General features: G+C 42.0%; 29 protein-coding genes. 16 read left to right on the forward strand and 13 right to left on the reverse strand.

Features of this window, described 5'->3' with window-relative positions:
- The first annotated feature begins 28 nt into the window (after positions 1-28).
- The 4 genes from ACFQZX_RS04775 to ACFQZX_RS04790 all read left to right on the forward strand — a co-directional run bounded on the left by ACFQZX_RS04775 (position 29) and on the right by ACFQZX_RS04790 (position 2,443).
- A complete protein-coding gene (locus ACFQZX_RS04775; protein ID WP_377111931.1) occupies positions 29-1,114 on the forward strand; it encodes an acyltransferase in 1,086 nt (361 codons plus the stop codon).
- A gap of 26 nt (positions 1,115-1,140) precedes the next feature.
- A complete protein-coding gene (locus ACFQZX_RS04780; protein ID WP_377111934.1) occupies positions 1,141-1,476 on the forward strand; it encodes a cupin domain-containing protein in 336 nt (111 codons plus the stop codon).
- 5 nt (positions 1,477-1,481) lie between these two features.
- Positions 1,482-1,994: a GNAT family N-acetyltransferase gene (locus tag ACFQZX_RS04785; RefSeq protein WP_377111937.1), complete on the forward strand. Its 513-nt coding sequence runs from the start codon at positions 1,482-1,484 to the stop codon at positions 1,992-1,994.
- Between the two features lie 89 nt (positions 1,995-2,083).
- Complete coding sequence (locus ACFQZX_RS04790; RefSeq protein ID WP_377111940.1) at positions 2,084-2,443, forward strand: DUF1493 family protein; 360 nt, start codon at positions 2,084-2,086, stop codon at positions 2,441-2,443.
- Between the two features lie 129 nt (positions 2,444-2,572).
- Here ACFQZX_RS04790 and ACFQZX_RS04795 read toward each other — a convergent pair whose 3' ends face one another.
- From ACFQZX_RS04795 to ACFQZX_RS04810, 4 genes are read right to left on the reverse strand one after another with little or no spacing between them, the layout of a single operon-like run.
- A complete protein-coding gene (locus tag ACFQZX_RS04795; protein ID WP_377111943.1) occupies positions 2,573-3,130 on the reverse strand; it encodes a YdeI/OmpD-associated family protein in 558 nt (185 codons plus the stop codon).
- Between the two features lie 19 nt (positions 3,131-3,149).
- Positions 3,150-3,362: a hypothetical protein gene (locus ACFQZX_RS04800; RefSeq protein ID WP_377111946.1), complete on the reverse strand. Its 213-nt coding sequence runs from the start codon at positions 3,360-3,362 to the stop codon at positions 3,150-3,152.
- 56 nt (positions 3,363-3,418) lie between these two features.
- The gene (locus ACFQZX_RS04805) at positions 3,419-3,850 is read right to left on the reverse strand and encodes a DUF983 domain-containing protein (RefSeq protein WP_377111949.1); all 432 of its coding nucleotides are present in this window, start codon (positions 3,848-3,850) and stop codon (positions 3,419-3,421) included.
- Positions 3,847-4,722 carry a helix-turn-helix domain-containing protein gene (locus tag ACFQZX_RS04810; RefSeq protein WP_377111951.1) on the reverse strand — a complete coding sequence of 292 codons (876 nt, stop codon included), beginning with the start codon at positions 4,720-4,722 and terminating at the stop codon, positions 3,847-3,849. Before ACFQZX_RS04810 ends, ACFQZX_RS04805 begins: the two co-directional genes overlap by 4 nt.
- Positions 4,723-4,879: 157 nt before the next feature.
- Here ACFQZX_RS04810 and ACFQZX_RS04815 point away from each other — a divergent pair, with 157 nt between their 5' ends.
- Positions 4,880-5,512, forward strand: a complete 633-nt coding sequence (locus ACFQZX_RS04815; RefSeq protein WP_377111954.1) for an HAD family hydrolase — start codon at positions 4,880-4,882, stop codon at positions 5,510-5,512.
- A gap of 136 nt (positions 5,513-5,648) precedes the next feature.
- Here ACFQZX_RS04815 and ACFQZX_RS04820 read toward each other — a convergent pair whose 3' ends face one another.
- Both ACFQZX_RS04820 and ACFQZX_RS04825 read right to left on the reverse strand, forming a co-directional pair.
- Positions 5,649-6,125 carry a ferritin-like domain-containing protein gene (locus ACFQZX_RS04820; protein ID WP_377111957.1) on the reverse strand — a complete coding sequence of 159 codons (477 nt, stop codon included), beginning with the start codon at positions 6,123-6,125 and terminating at the stop codon, positions 5,649-5,651.
- Positions 6,126-6,218: 93 nt separating this feature from the next.
- The gene (locus ACFQZX_RS04825) at positions 6,219-6,992 is read right to left on the reverse strand and encodes a DNA-formamidopyrimidine glycosylase family protein (RefSeq protein WP_377111960.1); all 774 of its coding nucleotides are present in this window, start codon (positions 6,990-6,992) and stop codon (positions 6,219-6,221) included.
- A gap of 120 nt (positions 6,993-7,112) precedes the next feature.
- Here ACFQZX_RS04825 and ACFQZX_RS04830 point away from each other — a divergent pair, with 120 nt between their 5' ends.
- The gene (locus ACFQZX_RS04830; RefSeq protein WP_377111963.1) at positions 7,113-7,550 is read left to right on the forward strand and encodes a lipocalin-like domain-containing protein; all 438 of its coding nucleotides are present in this window, start codon (positions 7,113-7,115) and stop codon (positions 7,548-7,550) included.
- Positions 7,551-7,606: 56 nt separating this feature from the next.
- Here the strand turns inward: ACFQZX_RS04830 and ACFQZX_RS04835 are convergent, their stop codons facing one another.
- Positions 7,607-10,627, reverse strand: coding sequence for a glycosyltransferase family 117 protein (locus tag ACFQZX_RS04835; protein ID WP_377111965.1), 3,021 nt, complete (start codon positions 10,625-10,627; stop codon positions 7,607-7,609).
- A gap of 220 nt (positions 10,628-10,847) precedes the next feature.
- Between ACFQZX_RS04835 and ACFQZX_RS04840 the strand changes: the two genes are divergently transcribed.
- From ACFQZX_RS04840 to ACFQZX_RS04875, 8 genes are all read left to right on the forward strand, one after another.
- The gene (locus ACFQZX_RS04840; RefSeq protein WP_377111968.1) at positions 10,848-12,452 is read left to right on the forward strand and encodes a gliding motility protein RemB; all 1,605 of its coding nucleotides are present in this window, start codon (positions 10,848-10,850) and stop codon (positions 12,450-12,452) included.
- A gap of 173 nt (positions 12,453-12,625) precedes the next feature.
- Entirely contained in the window at positions 12,626-13,876 is a 1,251-nt protein-coding gene (locus ACFQZX_RS04845) for a DUF2130 domain-containing protein (protein WP_377111971.1), read from the forward strand.
- 99 nt (positions 13,877-13,975) lie between these two features.
- Positions 13,976-14,323, forward strand: coding sequence for a single-stranded DNA-binding protein (locus ACFQZX_RS04850; protein ID WP_377111974.1), 348 nt, complete (start codon positions 13,976-13,978; stop codon positions 14,321-14,323).
- Positions 14,324-14,418: 95 nt separating this feature from the next.
- Positions 14,419-15,483: a M20 family metallo-hydrolase gene (locus ACFQZX_RS04855; protein ID WP_377111976.1), complete on the forward strand. Its 1,065-nt coding sequence runs from the start codon at positions 14,419-14,421 to the stop codon at positions 15,481-15,483.
- A 53-nt stretch (positions 15,484-15,536) separates the two neighbouring features.
- Positions 15,537-15,890: a four helix bundle protein gene (locus ACFQZX_RS04860; protein WP_377111978.1), complete on the forward strand. Its 354-nt coding sequence runs from the start codon at positions 15,537-15,539 to the stop codon at positions 15,888-15,890.
- Between the two features lie 26 nt (positions 15,891-15,916).
- Complete coding sequence (gene argH, locus ACFQZX_RS04865; protein WP_377111981.1) at positions 15,917-17,251, forward strand: argininosuccinate lyase; 1,335 nt, start codon at positions 15,917-15,919, stop codon at positions 17,249-17,251.
- A 101-nt stretch (positions 17,252-17,352) separates the two neighbouring features.
- Positions 17,353-17,553 carry a YwbE family protein gene (locus ACFQZX_RS04870; protein ID WP_377111984.1) on the forward strand — a complete coding sequence of 67 codons (201 nt, stop codon included), beginning with the start codon at positions 17,353-17,355 and terminating at the stop codon, positions 17,551-17,553.
- Positions 17,554-17,596: 43 nt separating this feature from the next.
- Positions 17,597-18,277 (forward strand): DUF1345 domain-containing protein, encoded by a 681-nt coding sequence (locus ACFQZX_RS04875; RefSeq protein WP_377111987.1) that lies wholly within the window; start codon positions 17,597-17,599, stop codon positions 18,275-18,277.
- Between the two features lie 75 nt (positions 18,278-18,352).
- On the opposite strand, the gene ACFQZX_RS04880 is transcribed toward ACFQZX_RS04875, so the two are convergent.
- On the reverse strand, positions 18,353-19,639 hold the full coding sequence (locus ACFQZX_RS04880) for an MFS transporter (RefSeq protein ID WP_377111989.1): 1,287 nt from the start codon (positions 19,637-19,639) through the stop codon (positions 18,353-18,355).
- 155 nt (positions 19,640-19,794) lie between these two features.
- On the opposite strand from ACFQZX_RS04880, the gene ACFQZX_RS04885 reads away from it, so the two are divergent.
- Together ACFQZX_RS04885 and ACFQZX_RS04890 are read left to right on the forward strand one after the other, a co-directional pair.
- Positions 19,795-21,081: a DUF2851 family protein gene (locus ACFQZX_RS04885; RefSeq protein ID WP_377111992.1), complete on the forward strand. Its 1,287-nt coding sequence runs from the start codon at positions 19,795-19,797 to the stop codon at positions 21,079-21,081.
- Between the two features lies 1 nt (position 21,082).
- Positions 21,083-21,304 (forward strand): PspC domain-containing protein, encoded by a 222-nt coding sequence (locus ACFQZX_RS04890; RefSeq protein WP_377111995.1) that lies wholly within the window; start codon positions 21,083-21,085, stop codon positions 21,302-21,304.
- A gap of 126 nt (positions 21,305-21,430) precedes the next feature.
- On the opposite strand, the gene ACFQZX_RS04895 is transcribed toward ACFQZX_RS04890, so the two are convergent.
- The 5 genes from ACFQZX_RS04895 to ACFQZX_RS04915 form a co-directional block, all read right to left on the reverse strand.
- Complete coding sequence (locus ACFQZX_RS04895; protein WP_377111997.1) at positions 21,431-22,348, reverse strand: DUF72 domain-containing protein; 918 nt, start codon at positions 22,346-22,348, stop codon at positions 21,431-21,433.
- A 107-nt stretch (positions 22,349-22,455) separates the two neighbouring features.
- Positions 22,456-23,283, reverse strand: a complete 828-nt coding sequence (locus ACFQZX_RS04900; protein ID WP_377112000.1) for an IS3 family transposase — start codon at positions 23,281-23,283, stop codon at positions 22,456-22,458.
- Positions 23,284-23,303: 20 nt separating this feature from the next.
- A complete protein-coding gene (locus tag ACFQZX_RS04905; RefSeq protein ID WP_377112002.1) occupies positions 23,304-23,684 on the reverse strand; it encodes a hypothetical protein in 381 nt (126 codons plus the stop codon).
- 152 nt (positions 23,685-23,836) lie between these two features.
- Positions 23,837-24,598 (reverse strand): SDR family oxidoreductase, encoded by a 762-nt coding sequence (locus ACFQZX_RS04910; RefSeq protein ID WP_377112005.1) that lies wholly within the window; start codon positions 24,596-24,598, stop codon positions 23,837-23,839.
- Between the two features lie 416 nt (positions 24,599-25,014).
- Entirely contained in the window at positions 25,015-25,425 is a 411-nt protein-coding gene (locus ACFQZX_RS04915; RefSeq protein WP_377112008.1) for a helix-turn-helix domain-containing protein, read from the reverse strand.
- Positions 25,426-25,490 lie beyond the last annotated feature (65 nt).

Here is a 25,490-nt window from a genome sequence, read left to right on the forward strand (position 1 = left end):
TAATTTAGACAACTATTATTTAAACTGAATGACTGCACCTGCACCGCCAGCTACTTTCAAAAGCAGCCCTACTGCTTATCTTAATCTATTAAGAATATTTGCCTGTTTAATGGTACTCACCGTTCATTCGGGCGAGTTCTTTTACATTGGTGAAGGCAATACAATCATCCGTAAGTATCATGTTTGGGTGAACAATTATGGCAGTTTTATGCGCTCGTGTGTGCCTTTGTTTGTGATGATATCAGGTTATTTGTTACTACCCATTAAAGAGGGTGCAAAAACATTTTACAAGCGCCGGTTTACGCGCCTGCTGATCCCTTTCCTGGTATGGAGCGTGCTTTATGCTATTGTTCCTTACTTAATAGGCATAAGCAATACCGCACAAATGTGGCATGATCTGTTTATCATCCCGGTAAACTTTGCACCCAGCGCCGGGCATTTGTGGTTTGTATACATGTTTATCGGCGTTTATCTGTTTATGCCAATATTTTCGCCTTGGGTACAAACGGCATCAAAACGTTTCAAACTGTTTTTTCTTTTGCTATGGACGATAACGCTTTTGTTCCCTTACATTAAAACAGTATTTCCGGAGATTTTAGGAGAGGCTTTCTGGAACAAGTACCATAGCGGATATTATTTTTCTGGCTACATTGGTTACCTGTTACTGGGTAATTATATTAAAGAACATGTAACTATTTCAAAAGCGAAAGGCTTTTGGATCGGCTTGGTGCTCGTTATAGCCGGTTACTTAATTACCCGTGCGGTTTTTGCACACCAATTGCCTGTTGCAAAAGACATCCCCCAACTGGAGCTTTCCTGGTCATTCCCTACCATAAATGTTGCTATGATGGCTACAGGTTTGTTCCTGATGTTCCGGGTGATCACAATTGGAAGCGCAGCTCTTGAGCAACTCATAGCCAAAGTATCCGGTTTGACATATGGTATGTACCTGGCGCATATACTTATCTTGGTACAGTTATTCCCGCTGATAAATAACTGGTTGCGGCAGCCGGTGCTGGTGATACCTGTATTGGCAGTAAGCACCTTTATAGTTACCTATATGCTTATTAAATTACTATCATACCTGCCCGGTAGTAAATATATTGTGGGATAAACCTGCTTGATTAGCTATCTTGCGCAATGGATACTAACGTTTTTAAATATTTTAAAGACATTGCTACTAAAGAGATAGCGCCGGGTTTTTTCTCTAAACTGATACATACCGATACTAATACCATCAATTTTATTGAAGTGGCGGCCGGTTGTAGTGTACCTACTCACAGCCATGTGCATGAGCAGCTTTCGTTTGTAACAGAGGGCAGGTTTGAGCTCACAGTAAACGGTGTGCCGCAGGTGCTTGATGCAGAAATGTTCGCGGTTATTCCTTCAAATGCCCCTCATAGCGGCCTTGCCATTACCGATTGTAAACTAATTGATATTTTTAGCCCAGCCCGCGAGGATTACAAACTACTATAATACCTATGCCTGTACTACCAGCAACCATACAAGACGTTAACCAACTTGTAGCGCTTGTTAATTCTGCCTATCGGGGTGAGTCATCAAAAAGAGGGTGGACTACCGAAGCCGATATGATTGACGGGCAACGGATAGATACTGAAAGCATGACAGAACAGATCAATGATCCGGAGGCTGTAATTCTGAAGTATGTAAACAACGATGGCTTTTTAAGCGGCTGTGTGTATCTTAAAAATAAAGGCAGTGAGTTATATGTTGGTATGCTTACTGTTTCGCCTCAGATGCAGGCCGGTGGCATTGGCAGGCAACTCCTGCAGGCGGCCGAAGATTATGCACGCAGTATCAGCATAAATACTGTAACCATGACTGTTATCACCAGGCGTGCAGAGCTTTTACAATGGTACTACAGGCGGGGCTATAGCCCAACCGGCGAGGTTTTACCATTGCTTATTGATAAACGGTTTGGTGTATTAAAACAGCCTTTAGATATGTATAAATTGCAAAAGGAATTGGCCTGATATCCATCGTTTTATAAATTTTTCTATATTTATACTGCAACGCCGAACCAATAACGGTGTCCTTTTTAACAGAACTATTAAGGCATTGTATGGATCAACTTTCACCCCAGTTAAAGGAGTTTATTATTGATTACTGCAACCGTTATAAAGTAAAAGCGGTTGATACCTCTGCCATTGATGCCAATACCAGCATCGATCTTGACCTGGATATTTACGATATTGAGATTGATTTATTTTTGGCCGAGTTTGCGGAGCACTTTCATGTAGACCGTTCTAAATTCAGCTGGTACAAATATGGTTATCCCAAAGGTTCTACGCGTGTGCGAATGCTAAAAACATTGTTTGGCTACAAGCGCCCATGGGTTAAAAAGCTTGCTGTACGTTGTTATAAACCCAGGTTTAAAGCCGGCATATTACAGCAAGCCATTGAAAACGGAAAGTTGGTTTAACTGAAAATATCTGTCGTGCTGCATGATGGCCAATGTGCGGCATTTCACACAATATACAGCTTTGACAGGTTGGGTTTACAGGTGTGGGGTCCCGGGGTGGTAGCTAACAAACCGGGATGACAGTATTATTTAAGGCGTGCGTAAACCTTTCTCACTATATTCTATCAATTTATTTAACCGGCTTTGCTGCGTTTTTTCCTGTTTAGCATCCATAATCCTGTGAACGGAAACTTTTTGATACCAGGGTGCTTGTGATTGAAAAAACTGCCAGGCTCGTTCATTGGCTTTTAACTGTTTCAGGTATTCGGGTTTTAATTCAGCCGCTTCCTTCTCAAAGCTGTATATACCAGATTTGCTTTCCTGCCGCTTTGCAAAAGCTGCCACTCCGGCCGGTTGCATAAGGCCTTTTTGAGTAAGCTCCTCAACTTTTTTGATATTTACCCTGCTCCAGATACTGCTTGGTTTACGAGGCGTAAATCGGATAGTGTAGCTTTCTGCGTCAAGTGATTTGCGCACGCCGTCTATCCAGCCGAAGCAGAGCGCTTCATCTACCGATTGTGGCCAGGTAATACTGGGCTTACCGCTGCCTGTTTTATAAAAACCAACAAGCAGCTCAGTCTCTTTATCAGCGTTTTGTTGCAGCCATTCACGAAAATCGGCCTGTGTTTTAAAAAATACCGGTTGCATACCGGCTAATATACAAGCTTTACTGTTTTTTTGAAGTAGCCACTATTACAATTCCGCCCACCAGCAATATGCCGCCAAGATATGGGGGCCAGTTAACTGTTTTTTCTTTGTCGGCCGATACCTGAATAGGCCCGGCATCAACAATTTTTTCTTTTTTGGTGTAAGTGAAACCTGTCCATATCAACATAGCTGCACCAATAACAATGAGTATTATTCCTAAAGTTTTGTTCATGGCATCTGTATTTTACTACTATACTAATGCCGTTTTAAGAATATTGTTTGCCTGATTTACATTATCGATTGTTCGCCATGCTTGTCTTTTGCGCGTTCAGGCTCATAATGCAGGCCTGGTGTTAACCAGTAAAGCAATATTACTCTTGAGTACCGATAATTAAAAGGTGATAGAATAAAGATGATTCCAAGTAGAACCCCTACATAAACCCATGGTGAATCTGATCCTGTTAATATATGTAAGGCAACTGCCGCGGTAACCATTTCAGCAACGTTAAGCGCGTAGCTCACAAACATGGCTACATACCAGTAACCCGGCTCACGCTCATAATACAGCCCGCAGTGCGAACATTTTTCATGCATTTTTTGGCCTGTAAAACTATATGTGCCTGATGCAAAAATATCGCCCCGGCGGCAACGCGGGCATTTGGCTTTTGCAAGCCCGGTCATCATAGGTACATATCCATTGGGTTTTTTATCGGTGCTCATTGTGCTATTGGGTTTTTCCTGAAATCTTCAGGAGTTAGTTCTGTATATTTTTTAAAAAATTTGGTAAAGTAAGAGTTATCTGCAAAGTTGAGCTTGGCTGATATTTCGCTAATGTTCATGCTATGATTTACCAGCAGGCGTTTGGCTTCGAGTATCACCCTGTTGCGTATCAATTCCCCCGCCGATATGCCCAGTATGTCATTACACAAAGCGTTTAAATGGTTTGGTGTGATGTACAGCAGCGCAGCATAATCTTTAGGTAAGCGTAGCTGTGCAAAGTTTTTCTCTACCAGTTTACGAAAGCTTTGCAGCAAAGTATAATTATAGTTTGGCAGGGCAGGGTTGTTGATGCCGGCACTTTCGCGGGCTGTTAATACAAATATTTGTAAAACAAGCAGCCGTATCATGTCTAAGCGCATGCGGCTTTGGCTACCCGCTTCGGCAAGGAGTTGCTCAAATAATGCAGCAACTTCATGTCCGGTACTTTTTGTCAGATCAATCACCTCGTCATCAACATTGCCGCTAAAAAATGGCAAACTCTCCAGGTAATCAGATCTTAACAGGAAAGATTGAAAGAACTCTCCGGAAAAGTTGATGATGTATCCATCTACCGGGCCCTCAAAATTCCAGCGGTGTACCTGCCCAGGTACCATAAAATAAATCTGGTAGGGCTTAACATCAAAATATTTAAAGTCTATTGAATGTTTACCGCCGCCCTTGGTAAATAATACCACATGATAAAATGTATGCTTATGAGGTAAGCTTAAATTCTGGTGCTTATCCAGGTATGGAGCAAACCGGCTTATCAGCAAATCGTTGTGCTGATGATCCTCAAGGGAGCAAATATCATATATAGGGAATGCCTTTTCCATTACATTACAAAGATACCCAACAATTACCTTGAGCAATGGTGTATAAGTAAGTTGTTATGGTATTTTTTACTGATTTATAATTTGCGCAAACGAGAAATAATAATTTTGCCGATTAAAAGCCAAAGGGCTAACTTAAGCGCTTAAATATACGTTTGAAATGCAAAAGCCCGACAGCCTTATTTTTGATATGGATGGCACCCTATGGGATGCTGTAGACACTTATGCTTACTCCTGGAACATTGTTTTTAAGGAGCAGGGTATTGATAAAACCATCAGTCGTGATGTGCTGGCGGGGATGGTTGGAATGGAAGGAAAAAAGGTGATAGAAATACTGATGCCCGAGTTTGAGCATGACAGGCGGGTTGAGATATACAGCATTGTAAACGATAAGCGCCACAACCTGATTCGCGAAAAAGGCGGCATTTTATACCCCGGAGTAAGGGAAGGACTACGGTTGTTGGCAGAAAAATACCCGCTGTTTATTTTAAGTAACTGCGCAAAAGGTATCATCAGGCAGTTTATTGACTGGGCAGGTATTGATGAATTAATAAAAGATGAACTTGCCCACGGTGTAAACTTTATGCCTAAAAGCCATAATATCAAATTACTAATGGATAAACATGGCCTTACAAATCCCGTTTATGTAGGCGATACCGAAGGAGACGGTTTGCAAAGCCGACTGGCAGGCATCCCTTTTGTGTTTGTAAGTTATGGCTTTGGCACAACAGATGATTACGACCTGAAGTTTGACGATTTTACAGCACTGGCTGAGCACTTTGTAAGTTTGTAAGGTATCTGAAAAAACTTCAGTTTAGTCATTCCGAAGAGGTACGAGGAGGAATCTTGTTAGATGCGCAAAGTTTATACATTTTCGAACAAGATTCCTCACTATCGTTCAGAATGACAGCATAAGTTTATTTTTTTAATCAGGCTTCCTGTTTGGCAGAATCCCGCAAGGCCTTAATAGCGTCATGAGATATTTTTAGGCCATTAAAATGATTGGTAAGCAAACTTACCACCTTTTCATCCTCCCATATCAATTCCTTATCATCCAAAGCTTTTCGGTAAGCGCTTTTCGCTACATCTTCACCATATTCACAATCAGATAATACCGACTGGTTATCTTTTTTGGTAAAGGCTGACTTAACATCCATCCATGCATGATAAAATTTACCCGAAAGTGTGGTACCATCTGCAGGTGAACCGCCAAGCTGGTGTATATAATCGTTGAGTTCGTTCACATAGCCCTTACTTTGGTCTATGTATCCTTCAAAAACAGTTTTAAGGCCGGTATCTGCTGTCCCGTCTACCGCTTTCTGGTAACCTGTGATACGGTCGTTATTTATTTTGATCAAATCATTTAAAGCAGAAATCTGGTGTTGTATATGTTGTAAAGTTCCCATGTTGGTAATTGTAATTTATTACCTTCAACATAAGCTGCAAGTTAAATGTTTTAATTGTGTAGAAAATTAGGCTATGTGGAAAATTGGAAGTAATTACTTATACAATTCCTGCTCGTCGGTATAGTATGTTTTGCGTGAGCCATTCTCTACTTGAATTTTTGCCCCCTCGGGGCTGGTTTTATTTTTAGGGTTGTGGATGAGCATAAAGTCGCGCACTTCGCCGGCTATAATATCCGGATTATGTTTAATTATATTTTTTTGCGCGTCCTTAAGCACCGAGTGAATCGAGCTGATCAGCTCTTTAACTTTATCTGCCGGAATTTTATTGCCAGCTGAAAAGGGCGATATACGTGCCTGCCAGAGTATCTCATCGACATAGGCATTGCCGATGCCACGTATTATTTTCTGATCTAAAAGAATGGTTTTAATATTTGTCCGTTTTTTTGCCAGTACCCCTTTTAGGTAATCTTTATCCGCCTCGGCGGATAAAGCGTCGGGTGCATCCTTTTTTTCAGGGTTAAGGGTAGGAGTGGCTGCTTTCTGAAAATCGGTTAGCACCAACCCGGTATCATCATTAAAAAGCAACTCTATTACCGGATATTTTTGTTCGTTCTTCTTTTCAAAGTAATACAGCTTACCGTGCAGCATCAGGTGCATAGCCAGCACATCCCTTTTGCTGAACTCAAAATGTAATTCCTTGCCTTCGCGATATACAGCGGATAATTTTTGACCGTGTAAGGTTTGCTGTAATTCTTTCTCACTTACATTGGCTTTTGAAGTATGCACAGTTACCTGGTGTACAGTTTTGCCGGAAAGCTTTTTGTTAAGGTTGTGGCTGAAAACTTCAAGATCGGGTAATTCGGGCATGATGTAGATATTAATGTTACAAAATGTTAGCTTGTAGCTAAGGTTTGAATGGATTAGCATTCAATTAATAAAATTGATAAATTGTAGGCAGATATCAGCATACATATATAAAAAATCTAAATGAAAGTTAAACTTATAACATCAGGCGTTATTACATTGGCTTTATCGGCCTTTACCTCTCCAAGTACACCTGAAAAGGATATTATAGGTACCTGGAAGATTGATGATGCATCGGTTAATACCACTGTTAAGCATACCATAGCTAAAATAATAGAAACAAATCCTGATGCCGCCGAACAAATTGAGGAACACAAAGACGAAATTGTGGACCTGGTAAAAGGTTTACGAGTAGTATTCCGGCAAGACAAGACTTATGAATCTCAATCTGCCCAGGGCACAAATGCCGGTACATGGGAAATTACAGACAAGGGCCATACGCTTAAAATAGATCGTAAAGACGGTAAAAATCGTAAGGATAGCATATTGGAAATATCTGCAACAAGGCTAAAATTAATTAACCGCAGCCTGGGTGATACAGCAGTATTTGTTCACCCTTAATTTTGGAAGAAATAAGAACGCCCTCCTGAACCAGGAGGGCGTTCTGTTCAGCAGTTTTATGGCTGCCCTAAAATGGGTGCAAACTTACTGCCGTAATCTTTAAGCTGAGCCGCAAATTTTTTGTTGAGCGTTGTTTGATGGGCTTCTTCAGTGTAATTAACCATGCCGTTAAGTATCTGCATGCCTATTTGCACATCGCGCGTATCTACCTGGCTTGCGTTATCCTGCAGTAAATGATGGTTGTAATCAAGCAGGTCAGTTATATAATTATCAATACTGCTTACAAATTTATTACCCAGTTTAGTGTCGCCCATATCATAGGCCATTTGTGCTAAAAATAGTTTACGCCCAGCCACATCTACATACGGGTACAGGTTTTCGGGCATTTCAGCATCGCATTTGTGAAGTACCTTTAAGGCCTTATCGGGGTGTCCCTCCTTATACAGGTTATTAGCCAGATCAAGAAAAGTACTCATCATAACCGGGTAAAACATGCCGGTAGATTCAGGGTCAAGATAGCGTGCGTTTTTAAAGTTACCATACTTAAACTTGTTCATCATATTATCATACATCACCAGGCTGTTGGTTTTACTCAACTGATCGTGGTTGGCTGTATCAGCCTTAAGAGGCATTAAATGGTAAACAAACCCTTCTTTATATAAATAGGGCTGCAGGCCAATAAGGTTGCTGCTGCCAACTGTTATTGCAAAGCAGATAGGCCTTTTCCAATTGTTATGTGCCAGGATATCCAGCATTGCCAGATCATCCTTGGTAACATAGTTTGATGTAAATTTCCATTCCATAGTATCTGCCAGTTTGCTTTTTTGTTCAGGCGATATTACTTTGTTTTTGATCACATCATCTGCGTTAACGGTTAACTTGAAGTTTTTGGTTGGCAGATAGTTAACATAACTGCCGCCCTGGCTTTGGCCCTGCATGTTTTTATCATCAGAGGTAATGAAATCAAAAACTTCCTTTAATTCTACAGGTCCTTCAATTTTGGCATCGCTATAATATATCACATCCCGTATACCATCTTTGTATTTCTCGTAAGGCATGGTGATAGGCAACGGGGCAGAAGCATTCATTTTCTTTTGCATTTGACGTATATACCAATCGCCGCTAAACAGGCTCAGGTTAACAATGCGTACATCAGGGCGAATATTTTCAACTTCCTGGTCGTACCATAACGAGTAGGTATCATTATCACCATAGGTGAACAAAATGGCGTTGGGAGGGCATGATATCAGGTAGTTATAGGCCATATCATGCGGTGTCATTTTAGTAGAGCGGTCGTGCCCGCGCCACTCTTGTTTTGCCATTAACACCGGTGCCAGCAACAGGCATGCTGCAGTAGCAATATAAGCGGCAGTACGCGCATTCATTTTTGTTCTTAAAGCATCGGCGATAGCAACAACTGCCAACCCAATCCATATAGCAAATGCATATAATGATCCAACATAAGAATAATCCCTTTCCCGTGGCTGTACTGATGGCTGGTTAACATATAAAACTATGGCTATGCCGGTAAAAAACCACAATAGCATAATTATCAAAGCATCTTTTTTACGTTTCTCTACGTGGTATACCAAGCCTGTTAAACCTAACAGAAGCGGTAAGGCATAAAGCGGGCTATATGATGGATCATCTAACACAAATTTAGGCAGGTGGCGGCCACTATCAAATATCCCGGTGGTCCAGTTGCCATCAACCTTTTCGGTGCTTTGCTGCCCGTCTTTATCGTTATAGCGCCCGGCAAAATTCCATAAAAAGTACCTGAAGTACATTTGATAAACCTGCCAGCTGGCCATCCATTTAAGGTTGTCTATAAAATTTGGCGACTGCCCTTCAGGTATTTGTCCCCACCCACGGTAAAAACCAACGTCTCCGGGGTCAGTGCTGTACATCCGGGGGAATAAGGTGGTATGGTCATATTTGTAATCGATACGCTTCCCTGCAACCTCATATTTCTTTTCGCCCTTGCGGTAAATAGTGCTCCCTTCAACCTGGTCGGTTATCTGCGCGTCAAAGTACGGGCCGCTTAGCAAAGGCGTTTCCCCATATTGTATGCGGTTTAAATAGCCATATAGCGTAAAAGCATTGTCCGGATGAGAGTTATTAAGATTAGTATTAGCAGTTGCCCTGATAGGGATGTAAGCAAAAGAGCCGTAACCAAAATATATAAAGGCAATGCACAAAAAAGCAAGGTTAAGCGCAGGTTTGTTTTTGCGGATGCTGTATATTATACCGCCAACAATAATGGCTATTAGCAGCAGGAAAAAAACAATGGCCCCGCTGCCAAAGCCCAACCCAAGCGAATTTACAAAAAACAGGTCGAAAAACGCGGCGAACTTTATGGTATATCCCCGGATGCCGTACTGCACAAAAGCTAATATGACAATGCTTATCAAAAAAGCTATTAAAGTGCTTTTAATAGTGATGTTTTTATATCTGCGGAAATAGTAAACCAAAGCAATAGCAGGTATGGTAAGCAGGTTCAGCAGGTGTATACCTATAGAAAGGCCCATGACATAAGCAATCAGTACAATCCATTTATCAGCCCCTGGTTCGTCTGCGTGTGCTTCCCATTTTAAAATTGCCCAAAACACTACAGCGATACAAAGCGACGATAAGGCAAAAACTATAGTTTCAACAGCCGAGAACCAGAAAGTATCGGTATAAGTAAATGCAAGCGCCCCAACAAGCCCGGCACCCATAATTACCACAATTTGCGCATTATTAAATACTTGCTGCTTATTTGCGACAAGCTTTTTAGCCATTGCGGTTATAGTCCAGAACAAAAACATTACGGTAGCAGCACTGGCCAGGGCCGCCATACAATTGGTAAAAAAAGGTACTTTGGCATTGTTACCTAATGAAAGTAATGAGAATACCTTGCCCAGCATGGCAAACATGGGGTAACCCGGTTGATGCGAAACCTGCAGCCGGTAGGCGCATGAAATAAATTCGCCGCAATCCCAAAAACTTACTGAGGGCTCTAATGTTAAGATGTAGGTTATTGAGGCAATAACAAAGCAAAGCCAGCCTAATAGATTATTTATTTTATTGTATTGCATGCAGTACGTAATAAGTTAAGCACGGCAAATATCATTATTTAATAGTTGTTTTTTTGAGTTGTGCTGGCACTTTAACAAATTTAACAGAAATTAACGCTTTGGTACAGGAGTTAAATATTGCTGTACTTAAATTTTAATGTTACAATAAATAGCACTTATTTTGTTGTGTATGCAAAAAAAATATACTAAGCCTGCTTTTAAGAGCATTTTACTTTCCGGTATGGTTATGTTGCTTGCTGTAAAAGGCAATGCTCAATCAGTATATCTGCCGCAATCTTATCAGCTATACCAAAAGTTTAATGCTCAGATATACTCAAAGAGCAGCAATATGCATACATCGCTTCGGCCATTTTTAATAGATAGCACTATTAACAACAGGTATAATGAGCTGATGCAAATGGGGGTAGACAGTACCCGCAAAAACTGGTTTCTGCGCAAAATATTCAACGAGCATTTAATTGATATCAGGACAAAAGATTACACCTTTTACGCAGATTACTTGCCGGATAATTATATAGGGCATGATTTTGCGGATAAATCAACTGATAACGAAGTACATTTTAAACCCCTGGGTTTTGGCTTTACAACCCGCATAGGCAGTAATACGCGCGGTTTCCAGGTTGGGGGTACAATAGGATCTAAATTTTCTTTTTATACCAGTGGGTATGAAAATCAGGCGGCCTACGCAGATTATTATACTGCTTACATGCGCAAAATACGCTTTGTACCGGGGCAGGCTTATTTACGTAGGGCAGAAACTTATGCTGATTTTTCTTACTCAACCGCCATTTTATCTTACACACCTATCAAACAACTTAATATTACACTTGGTCAGGATAAAACATTTATTGGTGATGGCTACCGCTCTGTGCTATTATCAGATTATTCGGCCAATTATCCTTTGTTACGTTTGACAGCTAATTTGGGCAAGGTGCAATACATGATGATGTGGGCTTATTTGCAGGATATCAATCTGCCCAAGTTCGACAATTTTGGCAGTAACCGCCGTAAATGGGGTTTATTTCACTACCTGGATTGGAATGTGAGCAACAGCCTGTCGTTTGGCTTCTTTAACGCTTATATAGCACCCGAGGCAGACAACCAGGGCAACCGCCGTGGATTCGATATTAACTTTATCAACCCTGTTTTATTTGCAAGCAGCTTAGGCCCATCGTCGCAACCTGGTAACGCGCTGGTTGGCTTTACAGGTAAATACAAGGTTTTTGATAAAACAGCCTTATACGGGCAGGTTTTGTTTGACAGGTTTAACGGCAGCACTTTTTTTGACAGTAATAAGAACGATAATACGAACAGCGTACAGTTAGGTTTGCGCGGCGCTGACCTGTTAGGGGTGACCAACCTTAACTACCTGGTGGAATATAATGCAGTAAAGCCATATACTTATCAAAGCCCGGATGTTATAAGTGCTTACAGTTTCTACAGCCAACCATTAGGTGATCCGTTTGGAGCCAACTTCAGGGAGGTTACCGGTTTACTTAACTACACTTACAAGCGTTTTGATTTCCAGGGGCAGTTGATGTATGCCAAATACGGGCTTGATGCCACAAGCGCTACCAATGCCGGTAAAGATGTAACCAAACCGCGCGACCCTACGTTTACCACGAGCACCATCGGCCAGGGTTTAAATACAAATTTATATTATGCTGAAGGAACAGTTTCATTTTTAATGAACCCTAAATACAATCTGCGTTTTGAACTGGGTGGATTATACAGGCATCAAAAAAATGCTGATGGAACCAATAACGCGGCTATTTTTACCTTTGGTATTAGAAGCAGCTTCAGGAATCTTTACCACGATTTTTAAAAGTTACCCAGACTGCGCTGCACTGCTCTGGTTTGCCACGAAATTACTCTCACTTAAATCCTCTCCCAGGAGAGGATTTGAAAACCCTCTTTCCGCTTGCGGAGAGAGGATGGTAGAGCGATAGCGATGACCGGCTGAGTAAAATCATTATCTTTGGTTTTCAATATTGATTTATGGCTACAGAAGTTAAATGCCCCAGCTGCGGACATGGTTTTCCTATTGAGGAAGTTATGGCCGAAGAATATAAAAAGCAGCTAAGGCTTAAGATGCAGGATTATACCCGCCAGAAAGAAGAAGAGTTTCGTAAAAAAGAGGAAGAGTTTACCAGCCGTGCCAAACAGCAGCAGACTGAATTTGAGCAGCGGCTTGCGGGTGAAAAGAAACAGCTTCAGCTTACACTTGAGGAAAATCTGCGTAAATCCATAACCGCCGATTTTGAGACCCAGTTAACCATGCTGCAAAATTCGGTTAACGCGAGTGCCGAGAAGCTGAAAGAGTCGCGCCAGAAAGAGCTGGAATATCTGCAGCGGGAGCAGGCCCTTAAGCAAAAGGAAGAAGAAATGGAAATTGTCCTGCAGCGCAAATTACAGGAGCAACGCGCTGATATCGCCGAGCAGGTACGTAAGCAGGAAGCCGAAAAACAAACATTAAAAGATACCGAATACCAGCTTAAAGTAAAAGAGCTTGAAAAGCGCTTGGAAGATCAGAAAAAACTAACTGATGAAATGAAGCGCCGGGCCGAGCAGGGATCTATGCAATTGCAGGGAGAGGCACAGGAGCTGATATTGGAAGAACAATTGCGTAACTTTTTTCCGTTTGATTTGATAGCTGAGGTAGGTAAGGGCGTGCGCGGGGCAGATTGCGTACAAACCGTACGTAACCAGTTTGGGCAGGAGTGCGGCCGTATTATCTACGAGAGCAAACGAACAACTGCTTTTGCTAACGAGTGGATTGAGAAATTAAAAAAAGATATGCGCGCCATGGGTATTGATGTGGCTGTAATAGTAACCCAGTGCTACCCTAAAGGTATGGATTGTTTTGGTGAACGCGATGGTGTTTGGATATGTAGTTTTGACGAGGTAAAAGCAGTGTCTTACATATTGCGCGATGGTGTGATCAAACTTTCTAACATGGCAAAAGCGCAGGAAAACAAGGGCGACAAAATGCACCTGCTTTACGATTACCTTACCAGCAGCGAGTTTTCGGAGCAGTGGAAAGCTATAAGAGAAGGATACATGAGCATGCGGCTGTCTATCCAGAAGGAACGGGACGCTATGGAAAAACTATGGAAGGCGCGCGAGAAGCAGCTGGAAAAAGTGCTGCTGAATGCTGCCCACATAAAAGGATCTATAGAGGGTATAGCAGGCAGTGACATGATACAGCTTAACCTTGCTGATGATGATGATGCTTTGCTGTTGGAATAGCCTGTGTTTTATTTTTAATTAAATTTATATAAAAATATTTCTTAGAAATAAATTACTTCTTAATTTTACCGTTGGGTGAATGCCATCCGAAGCCATTATATGCATACAAATTCAGGAATCAACAAAGTCTTTCTATTAGGCGAAATTATCTCAAAACCAGTTATCAGAAACCCGAAAACCACCGATGCTTTTTTGTGTTTTAATGTAGTTACCAGCGAAACAATAAAAAAAGGTAATCAGCAAGTTGTTCACAAAGAAAATCATCAAATAAAAATTTCTGACAAAATACTAGCTGATACGGGTATTGACTTGCAGCCTAACCAAATAGTTTATATTGAAGGAAAAATTGAAACGTTAGCTTACATTGATAAGGAATACATAAAACGGTATGACTCCTGGATCAATGCCTTTAAAATTGAATTGGTACGTTTTGCTATAGCGGTATAAGCCCTGCTTTACATTTTCATAACAGCTGGTTTTTTTGCCCTTTGCACAAAAAGCGTAATTTTGCCGTTCATTACAAGGAATAATCCTTGATTTATATGGCAGATATCACCACATTGTCGCAGCAGGCGCTTCAATTGCTGCAGCAATTAATTTCTATACAATCCTTCAGCAGGGAAGAGGACCGTACAGCCGACCTGATCGAACAAACCCTTCAAACCCATGGAGTTGAAACGCATCGCAAGATGAACAACATTTGGGCCTGGAACAAATATTTTGATGCTGCTAAGCCAACTATACTGCTTAACTCGCATCATGATACAGTTAAACCCAATAGCGGTTATACCCGCGACCCTTATGATGCCAAAATTGAAGATGGCAAATTGTATGGATTAGGCAGTAATGATGCAGGCGGCTGCCTGGTATCGCTAATCCACGTTTTCCTGCACTATTACAACCGTACTGATCTTAAGTATAACTTTTGTTTAGCTGCTACTGCAGAAGAAGAGATATCCGGTGTTAACGGCCTCGAACTGATCATTCCGGAGCTTGGGAAGCTGGAATTTGGCATTGTAGGCGAACCAACAGAAATGCAGCTGGCCATTGCCGAGCGTGGTTTAATGGTGCTGGATTGCACCGCCTATGGTAAGGCAGGCCATGCCGCCCGCGAAGAAGGTGAAAATGCCATTTATAAAGCGCTGACAGATATAGAATGGTTCCGTACTTTCAGATTCCCAAAGGAGTCGGAAGTATTTGGCCCTATTAAAATGTCGGTTACTATTATTAACGCGGGTTCACAGCACAACGTAGTGCCCGCAACCTGTACCTTTACGGTTGATGTGCGTGTAACTGATGCTTACCGTAATGAGGAAGTGCTTGAGATAATTCGCCAGCATGTTAGTTGCGATGTTAAACCACGTTCGATACGCCTTAAACCATCATCAATAGATAAAAACCACCCTTTTGTACAAGCCGGAGTCGCTTTAGGCCGTACAACCTACGGTTCGCCAACCACATCCGATCAGTCGCTTCTTGATATTCCATCCATTAAAGTAGGTCCCGGCGACTCTGCCCGCTCACACATGGCTGATGAGTTTATTTATGTAGAAGAAATCGGTGAAGGCATTGAGTTGTATATCAGGATGCTGAATGAGATAGTTTAGGTGAATTTATGAGTTACGAATTACGTATTACGATTTATTTATATTAATGAATAGTGAATAAACAAGATATGCTTTCAAGAACTAAGCAATATGCAATTGCTAATGCAAAGCTTATTCTTGGTATTTCAATGAACGTAGTTAATCGTAATTATTGTGATCAGCTTGCAAGAAGTGCAAGTTCAACTGGAGCTAACTATCGCGCTGCATGCAGGGCTAAGTCTAAAGCAGATTTCATTAACAAATTAAAGATCGTGGAAGAAGAGCTTGATGAAAGCATGTTTTTCCTGGAACTCTTAGTTGAACTTAATGCTGAACTGAAAGAAAAAATCACACCTATTTACAAGGAAGGGAACGAACTTCTTTCTATAATTGTCGCTGCAATTAATACGCTGCGGTCAAAATCGTAAATCGTACATCTAAAATCGTAAAACAGATGAGCAAACTTTGGCAAAAAACTACAAACGTTGATAAACTCGTAGAAAACTTTACTGTTGGGCGCGACCGTGAGCTGGATAACCAGATGGCTGCGTTTGATGTACTGGGTTCTTTGGCTCATACTAAAATGCTCGAATCGATAGGACTGATGAGCAGCGAAGACCTGGCTCTTATTCAGCGCGAGCTAAAAATAATTTATAACGAAATTGGAACCGGCGACTTTACCATCGAAGATGATGTAGAGGATGTGCATTCTCAGGTTGAAATGCTGCTTACCCGCCGCATTGGCGATGCCGGTAAAAAAATACACAGCGGCCGCTCACGTAACGATCAGGTACTGGTAGACCTGAAACTATTTTTTCGCCATCAATTGCAACAGGTGGTAAATGAGGTTGAAAAGCTTTTCAATGAGTTGATGGAGCTAAGTGAGGAACATAAGGGTGTTTTATTGCCCGGCTATACGCACTTACAGGTAGCTATGCCATCATCTTTTGGGTTGTGGTTTGGCGCGTATGCCGAAAGTTTAGCCGACGACCTGGAATTGGTGCTGGCTGCATGGAAGATCACCAATAAAAATCCATTAGGTTCAGCCGCGGGCTATGGCTCTTCATTTCCGCTCAATCGTACTTTAACAACTCAATTGCTGGGATTTGACAGCCTTAACTACAATGTGGTTTACGCGCAAATGGGGCGAGGCAAAACCGAGCGGATCATCGCGCAGGCATTATCTTCAATAGCGGCTACACTCGCCAAGATGGCTATGGACCAGTGCCTGTATCTAAGCCAGAATTTCGCTTTTGTAAGCTATCCCGAAAACCTGACCACCGGCAGCAGTATTATGCCACATAAAAAGAACCCGGACGTTTGGGAAATAATGCGCGGTAAATGTAACCGTTTACAAGCCCTGCCAAATGATGTGGCCCTGATGACTACCAACCTGCCATCAGGCTACCATCGCGAACTCCAATTGCTTAAAGAATTATTATTCCCGGCGTTTACGGATCTAATGGATTGCCTGCAAATGGCTACCTTTATGTTGCAAAATATCAGCGTTAACAAAAATATACTGGACGACCCTAAATACGCTTATCTGTTCAGCGTAGAGGAGGTGAACAAAGCCGTGTTAAACGGTACCCCTTTCCGCGACGCTTACAAGCAGATAGGCTTAGAAATTGAGCAGGGAAACTTCAACCCCGATAAAACCGTCAACCATACCCATGAAGGCAGTATTGGCAATTTGCAAAATGAGCAGATAACCGCCGCAATGAAAAAGGTTATCGATAGCTTTAACTTTAAGAAAGTTGAAGATGCAATTAGCTGGTTGTTGAAGTAAGTAGAGTGAGTCTGAAGTCGGAAAGTCCGAAAGATAAGTACTGATTCAATAAAAAACTTTCGGACTTTCAGTCTTACCAGGCATCCGACTAAATTAAACTTATGCACGGACGAAACAGAGCAGAAATATATCCTGGATTAGAGGTTGATATCATCCTCAAAAAAGATCAGCGTAGCGGAAAACTTACCCGCGGAGTAGTTAAAGATTTGCTGACCAGCGCATCTTATCATTCCAGGGGAATAAAAGTACGTTTAGAGGACGGTCAGATCGGTCGCGTTGCTAATATAGTAGAAGAAGATTAACTTAGTAAGATTAATGAGTCACTGAAATCATTAATTTGAAAACATGTCTTCACGACCCACCAAAGGTTTACTTTTACGTATTGATGCGCATTACCGTTTATTGATATCCCTGGCGGTAGGGGTGGCAGTTTTTTTACTTTCCAGGCAATTGCCATCAATCCCGGAGGTTACCCTTGTTACCTGGATAGCCGTTGCACTTACAATCATTGTTCTGGATTGGATCATCATTTTAAGTGCCCATCCAAAAGAAATCAGAAAAATAGCCATCCTCGAAGATTCCAGTCGCACGTTGATATTTCTGTTTGTACTTGCTGCCTCAGTAATCAGTTTGGTGGCCATTTACTTGCTGCTCAAGTCGTCTAAAACCACCTCAGAGGATTCAGCGGCCGGTTATATTATAATAGCCATGGCTGCGGTTATAGTGTCATGGTGGCTGGTGCATACCGTTTTTACCTTACGCTACGCGCATTTGTTTTATTCTACTGACGAGCACAATAAAACCATTGGCGGGCTTGAATTTCCGGGCGATGCAAAGGACCCGGATTATATGGATTTTGTGTACTTCTCATTTGTTATCGGCATGACCTTCCAGGTGTCGGACGTTGAGATAACCTCTCGCCGTATACGCCGCTTGGCCTGGATGCACGGCCTGATATCCTTTGCCTTCAATACAGCAATTGTAGCGTTAAGCATCAACGTAATATCGGGGTTGGTATCTAAATAAGGGTATGAGCCTTATCAAGAGCTTCAAAGAAGCAATGACTTAAGTCATCTCCTTTGGAGGATTTAGGAGAGGCACTCAATCCTCAATTTTGGAGTGCTTTTGTGTATCGTTCATAAGCGAGTATACGGCCAGTGAGATAGCTATACAGAAGGTAACATACCAGTAAAACCACTCCTCGTGGCTATGTTGTTTAAATTGCAGGGCAAAATACTCGGCAGAGCCGCCAAACACAGATACTGCAATAGCGTACGGAAAACCTACCCCAAGCGCACGAATATGCGCCGGAAACAACTCAGCTTTTACTACCGCGTTTATGGATGTATAGTTACTTACTACCAGCAGTGCAACCATTATCAGGGCGAAAGCCAGCCAAAAATTAATGGTGTTACTTAAAAAGGTAAGGATAGGTATAGTAGTCAGGATACCTAAAATACCAAAGGCTTTAAGCATAGGCTTACGGCCTATCCTGTCGCTTATATAGCCATATAAAGGCTGCAATAACATAAATACAATCAGCGTAAGCGTAGATATCAGCGTAGCTTCATTTTTATCAAAGCCGCTGGTGTTCACCAGGAACTTCTGCATGTATGTGGTAAATGTGTAAAACGCTACGGTGCCCCCAAGGGTAAGCCCAACTACAGTGAGCACCGCCTTAGGATGTTGGGCAAGGGCTTTAAGTGTTCCACGTAATTCCGGCTTTTGATGTTCCTCAACAAATGATGCCGATTCCTGCAAGCTGCGCCTCAGGTACATCACCACGATAGCCAGTATGGCGCCTATGCCAAATGGTATGCGCCAACCCCAGCTATGCAATTGCTCTTGTGTTAAAAATACTCGTTGCAGCAATACTAAAACACCCAAAGCCAATAACTGGCCCATAATTAAGGTGACATACTGGAAGCTGGAATAAAAACCACGGTGCTTCTTCGTGGCCATTTCGCTGAGGTAAGTGGCGCTGGTGCCATATTCACCGCCAACGCTAATGCCTTGCACTACACGGGCCAGTACCAACAATATAGGTGCCGCAATACCTATATGCTTATAACTGGGGCTTATAGCAATAATCAACGAGCCGGCGCTCATTAATAAAACAGAAAAAGTAAGCGCTTTTTTTCGTCCGTGTTTATCTGCAAATGTTCCCATAAGCCAGCCACCAATAGGGCGCATTAAAAAACCAAGGGCAAAAATGCCGGCTGCGTTTAGCAATTGTGCCGTCTGATTGCCTTTAGGAAAAAAAGCCCCGGCAAAATATAAAGAGAAGGCCGAGTATACATACCAATCGTACCACTCTACCAAATTACCAAGCGAGCCGCCTATGATAGACCAGATACGGCTTTGAGTAGTGGCAGGAGTGTTATTCATATTCCGTAGGATTTAGCTGCAAGATAAAGATTTATTCTGTTTAAGGCAGTGCAGTAGCGCGGGCTTACTCGTTCATCAGGGAAAGAATTAAAATATATTCTGTTAATTCTTTAATTCTGTAAATCCTGATTTCAACAATTTGCTTATCTTCCCTCATGCTTTTCACGGAGGATTTTTTGCACTATGTATGGCAGTTCAGGTTGTTCAATCGCATTAATCTACGTACTACAGAAGGGGAAGAACTGGAGATATATTCCGTTGGCTTGCATAACAAAAACGCCGGCCCAGATTTTCAGAACGCGCGTATCCGTATCGGCGAAACCACCTGGGCAGGCAATGCAGAGATACACATTGCCTCGTCTGACTGGCAACGCCATGGCCATACTGCAGATGGAGCGTATGACAACGTTATATTACATGTGGTATATAATGATGATGTACCTTTGTTACGTACCGACGGCAAACGCGTGCCAACATTTGAGCTGAAAGACCGTATATCAGCTGATCTGCACCACCGTTATCATGGATTAGTATTTGGCAACCAAAGCATTATCCCATGCGAAGGCAGTATATCTGCGGTAGATGGTATTACGATGCAAAACTGGTTAACACGAATATTGGTAGAAAGGCTCGAAAAGCGATCTGAGGTAGTCATCACGGCTTTGAACCAAAATAGGGGCGACTGGGAAGAAACATTTTATCAGTTTCTGGCTGCAAACTTTGGTTTCAAAGTAAACGCGCTTCCTTTTGAGCTGCTGGCTAAATCTTTGCCGCAAAATATCCTTGCCAAGCATAAAAATAACGCTTTGCAGATAGAAGCTTTAGTGTTTGGCCAGGCAGGTTTTTTGAATGAAGATTTTGCTGATGCCTATCCCTTAGCTTTAAAACAAGAATATGCCTTTCTGCAAAAAAAGTACAAACTAACACCAATAGAAAACCACTTATGGAAATTCATGCGGATGCGGCCGCAGAATTTTCCGACTATAAGGCTGGCCCAATTTGCGGGGTTGATCATGCAATCGCATCATTTGTTTTCAAAAATTCTGGAAACCGGAGATGTTAAGATGCTTCGCGGCTTGTTTGCCGATATTAAAGTCAATCAATACTGGGAAACTCATTACCGGTTCGACAAAGAATCCAAACCATCAGCTAAAAGCCTGGGTGCTGCTTCCATTGATACTATACTGCTTAATACGGTTGTATTGTTCCTGTTTAGTTATGGCAGGCATTTGCAACTACAGCACTTTACCAGCAGAGCGCTTAAATTACTGGAAAATATACCTGCCGAGCAGAACAATATTACAAGTGATTTTGTTAATTTAGGGTTAAACATCAGGTCGGCATTTGAATCGCAGGCCTTCATCGAATTAAAAAACAGTTACTGTAATTATAAGAAATGCCTGCAATGCGGCGTTGGAATTAAAATACTAAAACCCAGCTGATATGTTACAACGAGTTATCACCTTTTTTGAGCGCTACTCTTTTGGGGTTTGCACTTATCTTGGCGAACGTTTTAATGTATCTATCGCCAAAATCAGGTTGTTTTTTATTTACTCTTCATTTCTGGCTGTAGGCTTCCCGTTGATATTCTACTTTTTCGCCGGCATAGTGCTGGACATTCGTAACTACATTAAACGCAAACGCACCCGGGCGCTGGATTTGTAATGTGATTGTGAATAATTTAATAAAAAGACATGTCATTGCGAACGATAGTGAAACAATCTCACAGGACAAAACGAACATGCTGAGATTATCAATCGTACCCTCGTAATGACACGTGCTAAGAGGTTATCAATCAAACAACCCCTTTTCCTTGCCAATAAACTGCGGGCGCAGCAGGGTGGTGCCTAAGCGTTCGTTCATTTTTTCAATAACATAATCGCATAGCTCCGGCGAGTAGCGTTCATCGTGCTGGTGCATAAAAAACCATACTGATTGTAAACCCTGCTCTTTCCATTGCGCAATCCTGTCAACCCATTCATCACAACGTGCATAATCTGTTGGATGCAGGCCATTGCCAACAAAGCGTATAAATGCATGCGGGGTAGGCAGCATCATGTGCAGGCAGTCGCGGCGGCCGGTGGCATCAGTAATTATAGAGCCTATGTTAAGTCGCTTAAAAAGATTAAATGCAGCCTCGCGGTTCTCATCTACCGCAAACCAATCTTTATGCCTCAGCTCTACATAAACAGGTATATCAGTAGGCAGGTGCTCCAGGTAAGCGGTTAGCTCCGGCAGGCTTTTAGGTGAAAAGTTATCGCTCAGTTGTAAAAACAGCGGGCCAAGTTTTTCGGCAAACGCCATGATGCCTTCATAGTAAGTTGTAGTAATTTCTTCGGCATTCTTTAATCTGCGTATATGGCTTATACTTTGCGAAAACTTTGGGCAAAATTTAAACTCAGGATTGGGGTCGGCTTTCTGCTTCCACTTGGCAATAGTGTCCGGCCCGTAGGTCTGGTAAAAAGTGGCATTAAGTTCTATGCAGTTAAAATGCTTTACATACTCATCTAAAAAGTTAGCTTCTTTGGTCTTGAGCGGGTAGATCTGGCCAACCCATTCTTTGCGCCCCCATTTTGCGCAACCAACATGTGCCTGCAGTGGCTTGGTTTTGTCAGCCTCCGCCAATGTTGCAGTAGTAAAAGCAGTATCAGGCGGGAGTGTAAAATCTACCAGCGGCAATTCATGATCGGGTACGCGGCCAAATTCCATAAGCAATTATTTAGGCCGAAATATACTAATTACTGTGACTAGTCCTGAAAAAAGTTGACTGATTAGTTTATAAAAGTATTCAATAAAGTCCTGTTAGGTTTACTCTTTCAGGACTTTTTTATTCCACAGTTTTCTTTTGATTCTTTGTTGATTATGTGTTGCTTCCGGGTCATCATCTGGCAGCTTAAGTGTGGCCGTTCTTGATTATAGATTCCGATAGATTGCTTAATGACTTCTATCGCTTGCAGATGATTCTTAAAGCCGTCGATCCAAAGAAACTCGTATTTCAGTATTCCGTTTATCCTTTCAGCAATGGCATTCTCATAAGGATCGCCGTTCTGAGTCATGCTGATATCAATGTGATAATCTTTAAGCTTTTGTACATATTCACCAGAACAGTACTGTAGTCCTCTATCAGAATGATGAATGAGAGCTCGTTTATATTTTCGATTTTTCAACGCCATATTTAATGCATTCAAAGGTCCGGCTGCGCTTAGGTTCTCCAGTAATGCATAGCCCATGGTTTTTTTAGAATAAGCATCTGTAACCAGGCTTAAATACGAATTGCCTGAAGCTGTTTTTATATAGGTTATATCACTTACCCAGACCTGCTCAGGACGGGTGATTTGCATATCAATTATGAGATTAGGGTATTTCTTCATCCAGTGCTTCGAATCAGTGGTTTTCGTATAACAGTGCCGGGGCCTAATCAACAACTGCTCTGCGCGAAGAAAGTTGAAAAGCACGTCCCTTCCTATCTTAATATCACGGGCATCCAGCTCATCCTTTAATAAATAATACAGCTTACGTGTGCCTAAACGCGGCATTTTACTGCGGATGCGCATAACCATCTCTCGTACCTGGATAAGGTCTTTTCTTCTTTCCAGGCGATCTGCTTTGTGTTTATAATAGGCTTGTTTGGTGTACCCGAGCAATTCACAAACACCCCGGATACCTAGTCGCGGGGCTTTTGCTTTTTGAACTGTTCGGGCAAATACTTTTTTCGGATATCTGTTTTTAGTATTTCATCAGCTATATCTATAGCCGTATTTAATACTTGTACCTTTTCCTTTTCCCTGGCCAATAGCGCTTCCAGTTCTTTGATCTTTTGCTCCGGTGTTTTTGTGTGTGACACTGTGGGTAGTTCTTTCCAATCTAAGGTACCATGTTTTCTTATCCATTGCAAAATGGTCGAGTTCTCTTGTATACCATATTTCCGGCCAGCCTGATCCTGGTTTAATTCCCCCCTTTCTACTTCACCGATGACCTGTAATTTAAAGGCCATGCTGTAATCCCCCCGTGTACGTTTCTTGCGTGCTTCTTCCTGCTTTTTCATTGTTAAGGTCATTTGGAGTCAACCTATTTCAGGACGGCACACTGCCAATAAAAAGGGCCGGTTCAATCTAACCGGCCCTTTCTTCAATTAGCTTGAAGCGGTTACTCGTATGTATGATCAACGTTCACCACTTTCCATTTACTGCTCACTACTTACAAGAACATGCCGCCGGATGCCTCTATACGCTGGGCATTTATCCAACGTGCATCTTCTGTACATAAAAATGCGATTACACCGCCTATATCATCAGGCTGTCCCGGCCGCCCTAAAGCAGTGATAGACGAGATAAATTCATGCATTTTGGGATGGCTTTCAAAGGCTTCCCTGGTAAAATCGGTTTCCACTATGCCCGGAGCAACCAGGTTGGCTGCTATACCACGGCTGCCCAGTTCTTTTGCCAGGTATTTTGTAAATACCTCGATAGCGCCTTTCATAGAGGCGTAAGCAGCATAGCCAGGCGTTGCAAAACGGGTTAGGCCAGTTGAAAGGTTAATGATGCGGCCGCCATCGGCAATTGTATCCAGCAAAGTTTGCGTTAAAAAATAAACGCCTTTGAAGTGAACGTTAAAAAGATTATCAAAATCTTCTTCGGTGGTTTGGGCAAAAGGAGATGCTGCATCAATACCCGCGTTATTAACCAGGAAATCAAAGTTTTTGCGCTCCCATTTTTCCTGCAAAACGTTAGTTAATTGTTGCTTAAAATCGGCAAAGGCGGCAATCTTAGAGGTATCTAACTGCAATGCCGCTGCTGTTTGCCCGGCCAGTTCAATCTGGTTGACAACTTCTTCAGCCTCTTCCTTTTTGCTGCGATAAGTAATTATAACATCAAAACCTTTGGCGGCAATTTTCAAAGCAGCGTTTTTACCAAGGCCCCTGCTTCCGCCTGTTATTAATGCAATTTTGTTTGTGCTCATTGTTGTATGTTTTTAATAATACAAAGTTGGGCATAAACAGTTGCTAAAAAATGGTGACAGTTACAGATAAAATGGTGAGCAGTACAGTTTTTGTCCAGACTTTAATCATCGGCCTCACAAACTTACTCACCCCGACATCGCTGTCGCTCGTCTGCCCTCTCTCCGCTTTGCGGAAAGAGGGAATCAGAAGTCCTTTCCTACGGAGAGGATTTAGGAGAGGCTACTCTGCTTCGCAAAGAGGGGCAGGGGCGTTCAACTCACAAGTAACGCTATAATTTAACTTTCAATTCTTACCCTTTTTGCGAAGCAGAAAGGGTCGACGAGTGACAGCGATGTCTGGGTGAATAAATAGCCGCCAGCGAAAGAAGATTTACTTTTTTAAGTCGTCTCCATTGAAGAGCATTCAGAAAAGTCAGTTAAACCAACTCAAACAACTGCTCTTTATACTGCTTGGGCGTAACGCCCTCAAAACGTCTGAAAAACTTGGTGAAGTTAGAGGCATCAAAAGTCAGCTTAAATGCTACCTCTTTTATAGGCATGTTCTGTTGCAGCATGCCTTTGGCCAGTTCCATGATCTTTGCCTCAAAAAAGTAGCATGGCGATTTACCGGTTACCAGCTTAATAGTATTGGTAAGATGTGTGGGATGTATGTGCAAAATTTCGGCGAAGTCGCGTATTTCAAACATCTCTGTCACGCGCTCATACATTATATCGTCCAGATGCTTATCCACTTCTCTCAGGTAATCGGCCAATATCTCATGCTGGCGGGCAAGTATTTTTTTGGGAATAACGGCAGGCATGTTATTGTCTTTGGTTGATATTTCCAAAGTTAATAATAAATCTGCGCTGAAGTTATTCCTTTAATGATCTTAACTTTTCCCTGATATTAATG

The organism is Mucilaginibacter litoreus (genome assembly GCF_042676805.1).
GTDB classification, from domain to species: Bacteria; Bacteroidota; Bacteroidia; order Sphingobacteriales; family Sphingobacteriaceae; genus Mucilaginibacter; species Mucilaginibacter litoreus.

Excerpts from the sequence above, each read along its gene's own strand:
- ACFQZX_RS04775 (WP_377111931.1), top strand. The coding sequence starts at position 29 with ATGACTGCACCTGCACCGCCAGCTACTTTCAAAAGCAGCCCTACTGCT.
- ACFQZX_RS04780 (WP_377111934.1), top strand. The coding sequence starts at position 1,141 with ATGGATACTAACGTTTTTAAATATTTTAAAGACATTGCTACTAAAGAG.
- ACFQZX_RS04785 (WP_377111937.1), top strand. The coding sequence starts at position 1,482 with ATGCCTGTACTACCAGCAACCATACAAGACGTTAACCAACTTGTAGCG.
- ACFQZX_RS04790 (WP_377111940.1), top strand. The coding sequence starts at position 2,084 with ATGGATCAACTTTCACCCCAGTTAAAGGAGTTTATTATTGATTACTGC.
- ACFQZX_RS04795 (WP_377111943.1), bottom strand. The coding sequence starts at position 3,130 with ATGCAACCGGTATTTTTTAAAACACAGGCCGATTTTCGTGAATGGCTG.
- ACFQZX_RS04800 (WP_377111946.1), bottom strand. The coding sequence starts at position 3,362 with ATGAACAAAACTTTAGGAATAATACTCATTGTTATTGGTGCAGCTATG.
- ACFQZX_RS04805 (WP_377111949.1), bottom strand. The coding sequence starts at position 3,850 with ATGAGCACCGATAAAAAACCCAATGGATATGTACCTATGATGACCGGG.
- ACFQZX_RS04810 (WP_377111951.1), bottom strand. The coding sequence starts at position 4,722 with ATGGAAAAGGCATTCCCTATATATGATATTTGCTCCCTTGAGGATCAT.
- ACFQZX_RS04815 (WP_377111954.1), top strand. The coding sequence starts at position 4,880 with ATGCAAAAGCCCGACAGCCTTATTTTTGATATGGATGGCACCCTATGG.
- ACFQZX_RS04820 (WP_377111957.1), bottom strand. The coding sequence starts at position 6,125 with ATGGGAACTTTACAACATATACAACACCAGATTTCTGCTTTAAATGAT.
- ACFQZX_RS04825 (WP_377111960.1), bottom strand. The coding sequence starts at position 6,992 with ATGCCCGAATTACCCGATCTTGAAGTTTTCAGCCACAACCTTAACAAA.
- ACFQZX_RS04830 (WP_377111963.1), top strand. The coding sequence starts at position 7,113 with ATGAAAGTTAAACTTATAACATCAGGCGTTATTACATTGGCTTTATCG.
- ACFQZX_RS04835 (WP_377111965.1), bottom strand. The coding sequence starts at position 10,627 with ATGCAATACAATAAAATAAATAATCTATTAGGCTGGCTTTGCTTTGTT.
- ACFQZX_RS04840 (WP_377111968.1), top strand. The coding sequence starts at position 10,848 with ATGGTTATGTTGCTTGCTGTAAAAGGCAATGCTCAATCAGTATATCTG.
- ACFQZX_RS04845 (WP_377111971.1), top strand. The coding sequence starts at position 12,626 with ATGGCTACAGAAGTTAAATGCCCCAGCTGCGGACATGGTTTTCCTATT.
- ACFQZX_RS04850 (WP_377111974.1), top strand. The coding sequence starts at position 13,976 with ATGCATACAAATTCAGGAATCAACAAAGTCTTTCTATTAGGCGAAATT.
- ACFQZX_RS04855 (WP_377111976.1), top strand. The coding sequence starts at position 14,419 with ATGGCAGATATCACCACATTGTCGCAGCAGGCGCTTCAATTGCTGCAG.
- argH (WP_377111981.1), top strand. The coding sequence starts at position 15,917 with ATGAGCAAACTTTGGCAAAAAACTACAAACGTTGATAAACTCGTAGAA.
- ACFQZX_RS04870 (WP_377111984.1), top strand. The coding sequence starts at position 17,353 with ATGCACGGACGAAACAGAGCAGAAATATATCCTGGATTAGAGGTTGAT.
- ACFQZX_RS04875 (WP_377111987.1), top strand. The coding sequence starts at position 17,597 with ATGTCTTCACGACCCACCAAAGGTTTACTTTTACGTATTGATGCGCAT.
- ACFQZX_RS04880 (WP_377111989.1), bottom strand. The coding sequence starts at position 19,639 with ATGAATAACACTCCTGCCACTACTCAAAGCCGTATCTGGTCTATCATA.
- ACFQZX_RS04885 (WP_377111992.1), top strand. The coding sequence starts at position 19,795 with ATGCTTTTCACGGAGGATTTTTTGCACTATGTATGGCAGTTCAGGTTG.
- ACFQZX_RS04890 (WP_377111995.1), top strand. The coding sequence starts at position 21,083 with ATGTTACAACGAGTTATCACCTTTTTTGAGCGCTACTCTTTTGGGGTT.
- ACFQZX_RS04895 (WP_377111997.1), bottom strand. The coding sequence starts at position 22,348 with ATGGAATTTGGCCGCGTACCCGATCATGAATTGCCGCTGGTAGATTTT.
- ACFQZX_RS04905 (WP_377112002.1), bottom strand. The coding sequence starts at position 23,684 with ATGAAAAAGCAGGAAGAAGCACGCAAGAAACGTACACGGGGGGATTAC.
- ACFQZX_RS04910 (WP_377112005.1), bottom strand. The coding sequence starts at position 24,598 with ATGAGCACAAACAAAATTGCATTAATAACAGGCGGAAGCAGGGGCCTT.